A 12,965-nucleotide genomic window follows, 5' to 3' on the forward strand; every position below is an offset into this window, starting at 1 on the left:
CTGGTGCGTGCTCTCGGCGTGCCGGGGGGAAGTCCGCGTACTGGACGTACTCGGGCTTTCGCCCGGTGCGGCGAGAGCGCGTGCCAGGCGTCGCGGGGCAGACGGGAAGGTGACGACCGGTCCTAGGGCGACGGAGGCGGGTCCTCCGTCGACGGCGGGGGTGTGCCCGGGTCCGAGGTCGTGGGCGGGGGGTCCTCGGTCGTCGGGGGCGGGGTCGTCGGTTCCGTCGTGGGTTCGGTGGTCGGCGGCGGGGTCGTGGGCTCGGTCGTCGGCGGCGTCGTCGGTTCCGTCGTGGGCGGGGACGTCGGCGGGGTGGTCGGTTCGGTCGTCGGCGGGGACGTGGGCGGGGTCGTCGGCTGCGTCGTCGTGACCGGTGGGGGCGTGATGGCCCGGTCGTCGGTCGGCGGGCGGTGGCCGGCGATCCTGACCACCGCGCCCGAGGGGTTCACGCCCAGGCGCGCGCTCCAGGAGCCGACCGGTTCGCGGGCGTGGTCGACGCGGACGGCGACCGTGATCTTCTCGCCGGGGCGGAGCGTGCCGGAGGCCCGGCTCACGTACAGCCAGGGGGCGTCCGTCCACAGCGACCAGTCGACGGGTGAGCCGCCCGAGGCGGTGAGCGTGAGCAGGGTGAGGTCGCCCCGGCCGGTGGCGGCGACCGTGATCCAGCCGGCGGCGGGTTCGCCGGGCCGGGCCGGGCCGGTGGGGCCGCCGGGGCTGACGACCTCGACGGAGACGTCTGGGGCGCGGCTGCCCTGGGTGAAGCGGGGCTCGGGGGTGGTGCGGGCGTTGCCCGCGTTCTCGTAGCGGTCGCCGTCCGGGCCCACCGGTTCGTCCGCCTCGCGCGCGCTGATCCTGGCCCCGCCGTGCCCGGCGGTGTCCGCCGTGGGGGTGCCGCGGTAGGAGGTCCACAGGGCGAGGACGGGGGCGGCGACCACGGCGGCGACGACCGTGGTGGTCACCGCGCGGGCGCGCATCCGGTCGCGGCGGGCGACGTGGTCCTTCGGGTCCATGGGGAAGCCGGTCGGCGCGAAGCGCGGGGCGCCCGCACGCGCGCGCGGGACGTGCAGCATCGCCATGTACGCGGCGGCCCTGGGCGCCTCGACGAGCGGCAGGCGGTCCTCGGGGAGGGCCGTGGCGTTCGGCCAGGGGCCGGCGGCGCCCACGCGCTCCGCCGCGCGGCGGCAGCGGGGGCAGTCGTCGACGTGCCGGACCAGTTCGGCGCGCAGGGCGGCCGAGAGGAGCACCTGGTGGTCGCCGGTGAGCCGGGCGACGGTGGGGCAGCTGCCGGTCTCGACGACGGCGAGGGCGGCGCGGGTGCGTTCGACCTCACAGCCGGCGGTGGCGAGGAGTTCGCGCGCGGCGAGCGGGTCGAGGGAGAGGACGGCCGCGACCTGGCGGTGGCTGAGGCCGTGCCGCACGGCGAGCTCCAGGGCTTCGCGCTGCTCGGGCGTGGTGCCGGCGGCCTCGGGCCAGGCGAGCAGGGCGAGCTCGGTGCGGCGGCGCTCGGCGGTCTCCTCGGAGACCCTGGGCGGCTCGGGGGCGGTCACGGCCGGGCGGCCGGTGTGGGCACCCTGGCGCTTGCGGCGCTGCTCGCCGAGGCTGCGCAGGCAGGCCCAGCGGGCGAGGGCGTACAGCCAGGCCGTGCGTCCGTCCTCGTCGGAGGGGCAGCGGCCGTGGTGGCGTTCGGCGACGGCGAGGACGTCGCCGAGGACGGCGGTGGCCGTGTCGTGGTCGCAGAGCACGGACAGGCAGTACGTGAAGAGACCGTCGAGGGCTGCCTCGTAGCGGGCGGGGGGGCGCCGGCCGAGCGTGCGCGGTCCCTGGTCCGTGGCGCGGTGCGCCCGGTGTGCGCCGGTGGTGCGTGCGGGGGAATCCAGCCTGCTGCTCGTCACTGGGCGACCGTAGGCAGGGCGGGGGGCACTCTTCGTACCGGTTGCTCCATTCTCATTCTTACGGGTGAAGGTATCGCTCGAAGGGGGACAGGAAGCGGGTGTTCCGGTGCCGTGGGGCTCCCCCTGTGGAGGACGGCGGCCCGTTGTCGGTGGCGGCGGATACGGTGTGGCCCATGGCTGCCCGTACGAAAACCGCCAAGGACCGGCCGTCCTACCGCTGCACCGAGTGCGGCTGGCAGACGGCCAAGTGGCTCGGCCGCTGCCCCGAGTGCCAGGCCTGGGGGACGGTCGAGGAGTACGGCGCGCCCGCCGTCCGGACGACCGCCGCCGGCCGGGTCTCCACCGCCGCCCTGCCCATCGGCCAGGTCGACGCCCGGCAGGCGACCGCCCGCTCGACCGGCGTGGACGAGCTGGACCGGGTCCTCGGCGGGGGCCTGGTGCCCGGCGCCGTGGTGCTGCTCGCGGGCGAGCCCGGCGTCGGCAAGTCGACGCTCCTGCTCGACGTGGCGGCCAAGGCGGCGAGCGACGAGCACCGCACGCTGTACGTCACGGGCGAGGAGTCCGCGAGCCAGGTCCGGATGCGCGCGGACCGGATCGACGCGCTCAGCGACCATCTGTACCTGGCGGCCGAGACCGATCTGTCGGCCGTCCTCGGGCACCTCGACGCCGTGAAGCCCTCGCTGCTGGTCATGGACTCGGTGCAGACCGTCGCCTCGCCCGAGATCGACGGCGCTCCCGGCGGCATGGCGCAGGTCCGCGAGGTCGCGGGGGCCCTCATCCGGGCTTCCAAGGAGCGCGGCATGTCGACGCTCCTCGTCGGCCACGTCACCAAGGACGGGGCGATCGCGGGTCCCCGGCTCCTGGAGCACCTGGTCGACGTCGTGCTGAGCTTCGAGGGCGACCGGCACGCGCGCCTGCGCCTGGTCCGGGGCGTGAAGAACCGGTACGGGGCGACGGACGAGGTCGGCTGCTTCGAGCTGCACGACGAGGGGATCACGGGGCTCGCCGACCCGTCCGGGCTCTTCCTGACCCGGCGTGACGTGGCCGTGCCGGGCACCTGTCTGACGGTCACCCTGGAGGGCAAGCGCCCGCTCGTCGCCGAGGTGCAGGCGCTGACGGTCGACTCGCAGATCCCCTCGCCGCGGCGGACGACCTCGGGCCTGGAGACCTCCCGGGTCTCGATGATGCTGGCGGTCCTGGAGCAGCGGGGCCGGATCAGCGCGCTGGGCAAGCGGGACATCTACAGCGCGACCGTGGGCGGGGTGAAGCTGACCGAGCCCGCGGCCGACCTGGCGATCGCGCTGGCGCTGGCCTCGGCGGCGAGCGACACGCCGCTGCCGAAGAACCTGGTCGCGATCGGGGAGGTCGGGCTCGCGGGCGAGGTGCGGCGGGTGACGGGCGTGCAGCGGCGGCTCGCCGAGGCGCACCGGCTCGGCTTCACGCACGCACTGGTCCCGTCGGACCCGGGGAAGGTCCCGGCCGGGATGACGGTGACGGAGGTGGCGGACGTGGGGGACGCGCTGCGGGTGCTGCCGCGGAGCCGGCGGGGCAAGGCCGCCGAGGAGGCGCCGGGCCGCTGACCCGGCCCGGTCGGCGGCGGCGTCGAACGGGCGGGGAAGCGGCTCCGGCGAGGCGCGCGCGGGTTCCGGCGAGGCCCGCGCGGGGTCTCGGCGAGGCCCGCGCGAGGTCCCGGCGAGGCCCGCGCGAGGTCCCGGCGAGGCCCGCGCGAGGAGGCCTGCTCCTGCGTTCGGCCGCGTGGAACGGACGCCCGCGTCGCAGCAGCGAACCCCGGCCGGGGCGGTGTCGCTAGACTTTGCCCTGGTCTCGCCCATCCGTACGAGCCGGAGGAGTGCAGTGGCAGCCAAGGACGGGACAACAGGTCCTGGAAAGTCCGGCGCGGGCTCCGGCAACGAAGCGCTGATGCGCGCCGCCCTGAGCGCCGTCGCGCCGGGTACCGCGCTGCGCGACGGCCTGGAGCGGATCCTCCGGGGAAACACGGGCGGTCTCATCGTGCTCGGCCTGGACAAGACGGTCGACTCGATGTGCACCGGCGGTTTCGTGCTGGACGTCGAGTTCGCCGCGACGCGCCTGCGTGAGCTGTGCAAGCTCGACGGCGCGCTCGTCCTCGACAAGGACATCACCAAGATCCACCGCGCGGGTGTGCAGCTGGTCCCGGACGCCTCCATCCCCACCGAGGAGACCGGCACCCGCCACCGCACGGCGGACCGGGTCTCCAAGCAGTGCAACTTCCCGGTCGTCTCCGTCTCCCAGTCGATGCGTCTGATCGCGCTGTACGTGGACGGTGAGCGCCGGGTCCTGGAGGAGTCGGGCACGATCCTGTCCCGCGCCAACCAGGCGCTGGCGACCCTGGAGCGGTACAAGCTGCGGCTCGACGAGGTGGCCGGCACGCTCTCCGCCCTGGAGATCGAGGACCTGGTCACGGTCCGGGACGTCACCGCGGTCGCGCAGCGTCTGGAGATGGTCCGCCGGATCGCCACCGAGATCGCCGAGTACGTGGTCGAGCTCGGCACCGACGGGCGGCTCCTCTCGCTCCAGCTCGACGAGCTGATCGCGGGCGTGGAGCCGGAGCGCGAGCTGGTGATCCGGGACTACGTGCCGGAGCCGACGGCGAAGCGTTCGCGGACGGTCGCCGAGGCGCTCACCGAGCTGGACGCGCTCACCCACACCGAGCTGCTCGAACTTCCGGTCGTGGCGCGGGCCCTCGGCTACAGCGGCTCGCCCGAGACGCTCGACTCGGCGGTCTCGCCGCGCGGCTACCGGCTCCTGGCGAAGGTTCCCCGGCTGCCCGGCGCGATCATCGAGCGCCTGGTGGAGCACTTCGGCGGGCTGCAGAAGCTGCTCGCGGCGAGCGTGGACGATCTCCAGACCGTGGACGGCGTCGGCGAGGCCCGTGCCCGCAGCGTCCGCGAGGGCCTGTCGCGCCTGGCGGAGTCCTCGATCCTGGAGCGGTACGTCTGAGCCCTCGGGCTCTCAGTCCTTGGCGAGCCTGAACGAGGCCGGGAGTACCTTGGCGCCCGGCATCGTCGCCTCCACGAGGTAGGTGCCGGGTCCGGCCTGGCCCGGCGGGACGCTCGCGCACTTCGGGGCGCTGCGCCCGCGGTCCCACTCGACGGTGTGGGTGAGGGTGGTGTGCGCGGGAAGGCGCAGCAGCAGCGGGTTGCCGGGGCGGGGGCAGTCGGCGGTGGACCAGACCTCGTCGTCCCGGTCGTCACTGATCGTCAGAACCGCGCTGCGGGGCCCGAAGTCGGCCTTGCAGGTGGTGTTCGAGGTGTTCTCGGCGACGAGGTGGAAGCGGGGCTTCTCGCCCGCCTCGTAGGTGACCTTGGTGGAGCGGAGCGTCAACCGCAGTGCTCCGGCGGGGCAGTTGGGGAGCGTGGAGTCGGCCGGGAGCTGCTGGCCGGCGCCGGTGCCCGCGCCGCCGTCGCCGCCGGCGCCGTCGGTGTCGCCGTTCTTGCCGGTGCCCGTGGAGCCCGCGTCGGCGCCCGCGTCCGTACCGGCGTCGGCACCGCCGTCGGAGCCCGCACCCCCGTCCGTACCGGAGCCCGCGGAGCCGCCGTTGCCGCCGGAGTCGCTCGACTCGTCGCGTCCGCCGGGCTTTTGGCTGATCGCCGGGCCCGTGCCGGAGGGACCCGGGGTGATCGAGGGCGGGGTCGGCGACGAGCCGTTGGCGGCGTCGTTCGTCTTCTTCCCGCCGCCGTCACCGGAGGTGACGGCCCACACCGCGAGCAGTGCGAGAAGCGCCACCAGGCACAGCGCCACCGCCCTCCGTCGCCAGTAGATGGTGGAGGGAAGCGGCCCGACCGGATTGCGCAAAGATCCCACGACCCGAACCTTACGAGAGATCCGGCCCAACTCCCGCCCCACCCGCCGCCCGAGACCGCAAGTTTTGCCGATGATCACATCCTTCGGTTCCGGGAACTTTTCCCGGAACCCCGTTGGAAACCGTAGGGAACCGGCGCGAATCGCGGCCCCCCACTTTCGTCGGGGGTCGTTCTGGCCGTTGGCCCGGGGCGGCGGACTCCGGATTCCGGTTAGCGTCATGCACCATGAACACCCTTCTCGACCTCTCCGACCGTCTGTATCTCGACGTCGCCGACTTCGCCCACTCCACGCCGCACTGGTTCCAGTGGCTCGCCGAGGTGTGGACGGAGCTCGGGCTGCTGCTCTTCGGTGTGCTGTTCCTCGCCGGCTGGTGGCGCTCCCGGGAGGGATCGAGCCGGGTGATGGCGCTCGCGCTGCTCGCCCCGGTCGCGACCGGCTTCGGCTACGTGGTGAGCGAGGCGGCGAAGTCGCTGGTCGACGAGGAACGGCCGTGCCGGGCCGTCGCCGGTGCGCCCGTCTCGCTCGTCGCCTGCCCGCCGCACGGCGACTGGTCCTTCCCCAGCAACCACTCGGCCATCGCGGGGGCCGCCGCGATCGCGCTCGCCCTGTCCTGGCGCGGGATCGTCTGGCTGACCGTGCCGATGGCGCTGCTCATGGCCTTCTCCCGGGTCTTCGTGGGCGTCCACTACCCGCACGACGTGACCGTCGGCCTGCTGGTCGGCGCCCTGGTCGCGTTCCTCGTGATGCGGCTCGCGGAGCGGCCCGTCCGGTCGCTGGTGGAGACGGCCCGGTCGAGCCGGAGCTCGGCCGTCCTGTGGTGCGCGGGGCGCGGGCCGAGTGCGCACGCCTCCGCGCACGCTCCCGCGCACTCCGAGCGGCGCTCTCGCGCACGCCACGGCGCGTACTGATCGCGCCCCGGACGTGCCAGGATCGGGGGTGCCATGACTTCCATCGACACTCCCCCGACTTCCGAGGCCCCCGTCGACCCGGCGCTCCCCGCCGCACTGCACGGGCCCGTCCTCTCCTGGTTCGACCGGCACGCCCGTGACCTGCCCTGGCGCCGCCCCGAGGCCGGTGCCTGGGGCGTCATGGTCAGCGAGTTCATGCTCCAGCAGACCCCGGTCGTCCGGGTCCTGCCGGTGTACGAGCAGTGGCTCGCGCGCTGGCCGCGCCCGGCCGACCTGGCCGCCGAGGCCCCCGGCGAGGCGGTCCGCGCCTGGGGCCGGCTCGGATACCCGCGCCGGGCGCTGCGGCTGCACGCGGCGGCCGTCGCCATAACCGAGCGGCACCACGGCGACGTGCCCCGCGACCACGGGCAGCTGCTCGCGCTGCCCGGCATCGGCGAGTACACGGCGGCGGCGGTGGCCTCCTTCGCGTACGGGCAGCGGCACGCGGTCCTGGACACCAACGTGCGCCGGGTCTTCGCGCGGGCGGCGACGGGCGTCCAGTACCCGCCGAACGCGACCACGGCCGCGGAGCGGCGGCTCGCCCGCGCGCTGCTGCCGGAGGACGAGGCGACGGCGTCCCGCTGGGCGGCGGCGTCGATGGAGCTGGGCGCGCTGGTGTGCACGGCGAAGAGCGAGGACTGCGGGCGCTGCCCGATCGCCGACCGGTGCGCCTGGCGCCTTTCGGGGAAGCCGGCGCACGACGGTCCGCCGCGGCGGGGCCAGACGTACGCCGGGACCGACCGCCAGGTCCGCGGGCGGCTCCTCGCCGTACTGCGGGAGTCGGCGGAGCCGGTGGCTCAGGCGGCCCTGGACGCGGTCTGGGACGAGCCGGTGCAGCGGGCCAGGGCGCTGGACGGGCTGGTCGCGGACGGTCTCGTGGAACCCCTGGACGGCGCCCGGTACCGGCTGCCGCTGTCCTGAGCCCCCGGGGTCCGGGCCACTCCCGCTGTCGTGGGACCCGGGGCGCTCCCGGGTCCCGGGCCCCCGGCGGTCCCGCCCTGCCCCGGCCCGGGCCGTCGAAACCCGCTCCTCCCCCGCTGTTACACAACCGATGGGTAGCCGTGCGTCGACCGACGGCTGCCCCGCACAGCCCCGTGACAACCGCTCCGTAGCGTCATCGACGACACGAGGAACGAAGCAGGTCACGGGGATCGGAGGCGGTTCGGATGAGGCACGGCGAGGTGCTCGACTTCGAGGAGTACGTACGCACGCGGCAGGATGCGCTGCTGCGCAGTGCCCGCCGTCTCGTCGCCGACCCCGTCGACGCCCAGGACCTCCTCCAGACGGCCCTGGCCCGTACGTACGGCCGCTGGGACGGCATCGCCGACAAGTCCCTCGCCGACGCCTACCTGCGCCGGGTCATGATCAACACCCGGACCGAGTGGTGGCGCTCCCGCAAGCTCGAAGAGGTGCCGACCGAGCAGCTGCCCGACGCGAGCGTCGACGACCCGACCGAGCAGCACGCCGACCGCGCCCTCCTCATGGACATCCTGAAGGTCCTCGCGCCGAAGCAGCGCAGCGTCGTCGTCCTGCGTCACTGGGAGCAGATGAGCACGGAGGAGACGGCGGCGGCGCTCGGCATGTCGACCGGTACGGTGAAGTCCACGCTCCACCGCGCGCTCGCCCGGCTCCGTCAGGAGCTGGAGAGCCGTGACCTCGACGCCCGTGCCCTGGGCCGGACCGGGGAGCGGGCGACCGTACGAGGCGACGAAGGGGGTCGGGAGCGGTGCGCGGCCTAGACGGCGAACCGGACGGCAGACCGTACGACGGCCTGCGCGGTACGAGCGGCGGCGACGACCGGTACGAGACCGGGCGCCGCCGCCCGCGGCGTGCCGCCAGGGCGGCGAGCGTCACGGCGACGGCCGGGCTCGTCGCCGTCGGCCTGTCCCTGGCCGCCTGCTCCACCGGCGGCACCGGCTCCCGCGACGAGGGCGCGGCCCGCACGGACGAGGTCGCCGCCGCGGCGCCCACCCCCTCCGTCTCCGCCGACGCCGGCCCGCAGTCGGCCGAGCGGGTGGACCCGATAGCGCTCCTGAAGGCCGACCCGAAGATCGGCGAGCGGCTCAAGACCGATCTGAAGCCGTGCGTCGCGGACGCCTACCCGGTGGACGCCTCCTACGGCAACCTCACGAACTCCCCCGCCCCCGACGTCGTCGTCAACGTGATGACCTGCGGCGATGCCGTCGGCATCGGCACGTACGTGTACCGCAAGCAGAGCGACCGGTACGAGAACGTGTTCATGGCCGAGGACGCAGCCGTCTACGCCACGATCGACCGGGGCGACCTCGTCGTCACGAAGCAGGTGTACGCGAAGGGCGACCCGGTCGCGTACCCCTCGGGCGAGGACGTGATCACATACCGCTGGTCGGGGAGCAGGTTCACCCAGCACGACTGGGTGCACAACGACTACAGCCGGGCCGTCGGCGACGGCGAGGGCGCCGAGCCGGCGCCGAGCGCGCCCCCCGCCGACTGAGCCGTGGACCGAGAGAACGCACCGACCCGGAAGGGCACGCACGATGGCCGAAACCCATGTCCTGTTCGTCGAGGACGACGACGTCATCCGTGAGGCCACCCAGCTCGCCCTGGAGCGGGACGGCTTCCGGGTGACCGCCATGCCCGACGGGCTCTCCGGCCTGGACGCCTTCCGGGCGCAGCGGCCGGACATCGCGCTGCTCGACGTGATGCTCCCCGGCATGGACGGGGTCAGCCTCTGCCGTCGCATCCGCGACGAGTCGACCGTGCCCGTCATCATGCTGTCGGCGCGCGCCGACTCGATCGACGTCGTGCTGGGCCTGGAGGCCGGGGCCGACGACTACGTGACGAAGCCCTTCGACGGCTCCGTCCTGATGGCCCGCATCCGGGCCGTGCTGCGTCGCTTCGGGCACGCGGGCGGCCCCGGCGCGGGCGAGCGCGGGGACGAGGCGGCGGCCGACGGCGGGCTGCTCTCCTTCGGCGACCTGGAGGTCGACACCGAGGGCATGGAGGTCCGCAAGGGCGGGGCGACGGTGGCGCTGACCCCGACCGAGATGCGGCTGCTCCTGGAGTTCTCTTCGGCGCCGGGCACCGTGCTGTCCCGGGACAAGCTCCTGGAGCGGGTCTGGGACTACGGCTGGGGCGGTGACACCCGGGTCGTGGACGTCCATGTGCAGCGGCTGCGCGCCAAGATCGGCCAGGACCGGATCGAGACCGTGCGCGGCTTCGGCTACAAGCTCAAGAGCTAGCCCGGCATGATCGACAAGACACCCCGCGAGACGGGTCCGTGCCGGTGAAGCTGCTCCCCCTGCGTACCGGGGTCCGGTGGAAGATCGCCGTCGCCATCGCCGCGGTCGGCGCGCTCATCGCGGTGACCCTGAGCATCGTCGTCCACAACGCCGCGCGCATCTCGATGCTCGACAACGCGCGCGAGGTGCAGATGGAGCGGCTGCTCTTCGCCCAGCGGATGTACGAGACGTCGAAGCCGAAGGAGCCCCGCTTCGGCACGAAGATCAACGACCCCGCGCTGCCGGACCAGCTCGACCAGCTGATGCGGGACAAGCGGCGCGGGACGTACGTGCAGGAGCACCGGCACGGCGGGCCGCCGGACGTGTGGGCGGCCGTGCCGCTCGCCAACGGCGACGTGCTGTCGCTGCACATCCCCTTCGCCGACCGCAGCGCGACGATCATGAACGATCTGGACCGGGCGCTCGTCATCGGCTCGGTGTCGGTGGTCTTCGGCGGCTGCGCTCTCGGGGTCCTCATCGGCGCCGGGCTCTCGCGGCGGCTGCGGAAGGCCGCCGTCGCGGCCGGCCGGGTGGCCCAGGGCAACACGGACGTACGGGTGCGGGACGCCGTCGGCGGAGTCGTACGGGACGAGACCGACGACCTGGCCTGGGCGGTGGACGCCCTGACCGACGCCCTGAACGAGCGGATCGAAGCCGAGCGGCGGGTCACCGCCGACATCGCGCACGAGCTGCGCACCCCGGTGACCGGGCTGCTCACGGCGGCCGAGCTGCTGCCGCCGGGGCGTCCGACCGAGCTCGTACGGGACCGGGCGCAGGCCATGCGGACGCTGGTCGAGGACGTCCTGGAGGTGGCCCGGCTCGACAGCGCGTCGGAGCGGGCCGAGCTCCAGGAGATCGCGCTCGGCGAGTTCGTGGAGCGGCGGGTGCGGGCCCTGGACCCGGAGGTCGTCGTCCGGGTGGTGCACGAGTCCTGGGTGAACACCGACCCGCGCCGCCTGGAGCGCGTCCTGGGCAATCTCCTCGCCAACGCGGCCAAGCACGGCAAGCCGCCGGTCGAGGTCACCGTCGAGGGCCGGGTGGTCCGGGTCCGCGACCACGGTCCCGGCTTCCCGGAGGCGCTCCTCAAGGAGGGCCCGAGCCGGTTCCGTACGGGCACGAGCGACCGCGCGGGCCAGGGCCACGGCCTGGGCCTGACGATCGCGGCGGGCCAGGCCCGGGTGCTGGGCGCCCGGCTGACCTTCCGGAACGTGGCCTCGGAGGGCGCTCCGGACGGGGTGGGCGGCGCCATCGCGGTGCTGTGGCTGCCGGATCACGCGCCGACGAACACGGGCAGTTTCCCGATCCTGAGGCTGGCGGAGTGAACGAGGTGGGGCCGGTCCTTCTCCAGGACCGGCCCCACTGTCGTACGGATGATCAGACCGTCTCGGCGACCTTCGCCGTGTCGCCGGACTCCGCCTTGGGGGCCGCGGCCGGTCCGGCGCCGCGGAGCGCCACCTCCTTGACGAAGAAGGCGAGGACGAAGCCGAGGACGGCGACGGCCGAGGCGACCAGGAAGGCGCCGTGGGTGCCGGAGGCGACCGCGTGCTGGTAGGCCTCGCGGAGCGCGGCCGGCAGCTTGGCGAGGCTCGCCGCGTCGAGCTGGGCGGTCCGCTCCGTGAGCCCGCCGCCGCCGCGGGAGGCCATCTCGTCCTGGACGCGGCTGGTGAAGAGCGCGCCCATGATCGCGACGCCGAAGGAGGAGCCGAGGGTCCGGAAGAGGGTGGTGGAGGAGGAGGCGACGCCCATGTCCTTCATCTCCACGCTGTTCTGGGCGACCAGCATGGTGATCTGCATGAGGAAGCCCATGCCGGCGCCGAGGACGGCCATCCAGATGCCGGAGACCAGGCGCGAGGTGCCGGTGTCCATCGTGGAGAGCAGGAAGAGGCCGGCCACCATGAGCGCGCCGCCCGCGATGGGGAAGACCTTGTACTTGCCGGTGCTGGTGGTGAAGCGGCCGACGAGCAGCGAGACGACCATCATCGACAGCAGCATCGGCAGGAGCAGCAGACCGGAGTTGGTGGCCGAGGCGCCCTGGACGGACTGCTGGAAGATCGGCAGGTAGAGGACCGCGCCGAACATCACGAAGCCGGTGATGAAGCCGATCAGGGACATCAGGGTGAAGTTGCGGCTGCGGAAGATGTGCAGCGGCATGATCGGGTCGCTCGCCCGGGTCTCGACGAAGAGGAAGGCGGCGAGCGCGGCGGCGCCGCCGACCGCGAGGCCCACGATGGTGGCCGAGCCCCAGGCGTACTCCGTGCCGCCCCAGGTGGTGACGAGGACGATCGCGGTGATGCCGGCGGTCAGCAGTGCGGCGCCGAGGAAGTCGATCCGGGTGCCGGTGGCGCGCTGCTTCTTCGGCAGGTGCAGGACGGTGGTGACCATGGCGAGCGCGACGACGCCGAGCGGCAGGTTGATGTAGAAGGACCAGCGCCAGCCCCAGTGGTCGGTGATGGTGCCGCCGACGAGGGGACCGCCGATCATGGCGAGGGCCATCACGCCGGCCATCATGCCCTGGTACTTGCCGCGCTCGCGGGGCGGGATCAGGTCGCCGATGATCGCCATGACGCCGACCATGAGACCGCCGGCGCCGAGGCCCTGGATGGTGCGGAAGCCGATGAGCTGGCCCATGTCCTGGGCCATGCCGCTGAGCGCCGAGCCGATCAGGAAGATCACGATCGACGTCAGGAAGACGCCCTTGCGGCCGAACATGTCGCCGAGCTTGCCCCAGAGGGGGGTGGAGGCGGCGGTGGCCAGGGTGTAGGCGGTGACGACCCAGGAGAGGTGCTCCAGGCCGCCGAGCTCGCCCACGATCGTCGGCATCGCGGTGCCGATGATCATGTTGTCCAGCATCGCGAGCAGCATCGCGATCATGAGGGCGAGGAGGACGACGCGTACGCTGCGCGGCTGCGGGTCCGCAGCCTCCCCCTGTGCTGCTTGAACGTCTTGTTTCGTCGCCATCTCGATCCCTTACTTGCCGCCCGGCTAGTTACTACACTGAGGAAGGTAGGCCGGTCACTAGCCGG

General features: G+C 73.7%; 11 protein-coding genes. 8 read left to right on the top strand and 3 right to left on the bottom strand.

The window, feature by feature from the left end:
- Nucleotides 1-122: 122 nt before the first annotated feature.
- Nucleotides 123-1,892, bottom strand: coding sequence for a BACON domain-containing protein (locus ACN9MM_RS17440; protein ID WP_426364482.1), 1,770 nt, complete (start codon nt 1,890-1,892; stop codon nt 123-125).
- Between the two features lie 173 nt (nt 1,893-2,065).
- On the opposite strand from ACN9MM_RS17440, the gene radA reads away from it, so the two are divergent.
- Together radA and disA are read left to right on the top strand one after the other, a co-directional pair.
- The gene (gene radA / locus ACN9MM_RS17445; RefSeq protein ID WP_426364483.1) at nt 2,066-3,472 is read left to right on the top strand and encodes a DNA repair protein RadA; all 1,407 of its coding nucleotides are present in this window, start codon (nt 2,066-2,068) and stop codon (nt 3,470-3,472) included.
- A 340-nt stretch (nt 3,473-3,812) separates the two neighbouring features.
- Nucleotides 3,813-4,871: a DNA integrity scanning diadenylate cyclase DisA gene (gene disA, locus ACN9MM_RS17450; RefSeq protein WP_194480357.1), complete on the top strand. Its 1,059-nt coding sequence runs from the start codon at nt 3,813-3,815 to the stop codon at nt 4,869-4,871.
- Between the two features lie 12 nt (nt 4,872-4,883).
- On the opposite strand, the gene ACN9MM_RS17455 is transcribed toward disA, so the two are convergent.
- The gene (locus tag ACN9MM_RS17455; protein WP_426364484.1) at nt 4,884-5,735 is read right to left on the bottom strand and encodes a hypothetical protein; all 852 of its coding nucleotides are present in this window, start codon (nt 5,733-5,735) and stop codon (nt 4,884-4,886) included.
- Between the two features lie 224 nt (nt 5,736-5,959).
- Here ACN9MM_RS17455 and ACN9MM_RS17460 point away from each other — a divergent pair, with 224 nt between their 5' ends.
- The 6 genes from ACN9MM_RS17460 (at nt 5,960) to cseC (ending at nt 11,264) form a co-directional block, all read left to right on the top strand.
- Nucleotides 5,960-6,643 (top strand): phosphatase PAP2 family protein, encoded by a 684-nt coding sequence (locus tag ACN9MM_RS17460; protein WP_382872231.1) that lies wholly within the window; start codon nt 5,960-5,962, stop codon nt 6,641-6,643.
- Between the two features lie 33 nt (nt 6,644-6,676).
- The gene (locus ACN9MM_RS17465; RefSeq protein ID WP_426364485.1) at nt 6,677-7,603 is read left to right on the top strand and encodes an A/G-specific adenine glycosylase; all 927 of its coding nucleotides are present in this window, start codon (nt 6,677-6,679) and stop codon (nt 7,601-7,603) included.
- Nucleotides 7,604-7,848: 245 nt separating this feature from the next.
- Nucleotides 7,849-8,421 (top strand): SigE family RNA polymerase sigma factor, encoded by a 573-nt coding sequence (locus tag ACN9MM_RS17470; RefSeq protein WP_382872225.1) that lies wholly within the window; start codon nt 7,849-7,851, stop codon nt 8,419-8,421.
- A complete protein-coding gene (locus ACN9MM_RS17475; protein ID WP_426364486.1) occupies nt 8,409-9,155 on the top strand; it encodes a hypothetical protein in 747 nt (248 codons plus the stop codon). The genes ACN9MM_RS17470 and ACN9MM_RS17475 overlap by 13 nt, the downstream gene beginning before the upstream one ends.
- 43 nt (nt 9,156-9,198) lie before the next feature.
- Nucleotides 9,199-9,903, top strand: coding sequence for a two-component system response regulator CseB (gene cseB, locus ACN9MM_RS17480; protein ID WP_426364487.1), 705 nt, complete (start codon nt 9,199-9,201; stop codon nt 9,901-9,903).
- A 44-nt stretch (nt 9,904-9,947) separates the two neighbouring features.
- A complete protein-coding gene (gene cseC, locus ACN9MM_RS17485) occupies nt 9,948-11,264 on the top strand; it encodes a two-component system sensor histidine kinase CseC (RefSeq protein WP_426364488.1) in 1,317 nt (438 codons plus the stop codon).
- A gap of 52 nt (nt 11,265-11,316) precedes the next feature.
- Here the strand turns inward: cseC and ACN9MM_RS17490 are convergent, their stop codons facing one another.
- Nucleotides 11,317-12,900 carry an MDR family MFS transporter gene (locus ACN9MM_RS17490; RefSeq protein ID WP_426364489.1) on the bottom strand — a complete coding sequence of 528 codons (1,584 nt, stop codon included), beginning with the start codon at nt 12,898-12,900 and terminating at the stop codon, nt 11,317-11,319.
- Nucleotides 12,901-12,965 lie beyond the last annotated feature (65 nt).

The sequence above is a fragment of the Streptomyces sp. E-08 genome (genome assembly GCF_049913095.1).
Classification (GTDB): domain Bacteria; phylum Actinomycetota; class Actinomycetes; order Streptomycetales; family Streptomycetaceae; genus Streptomyces.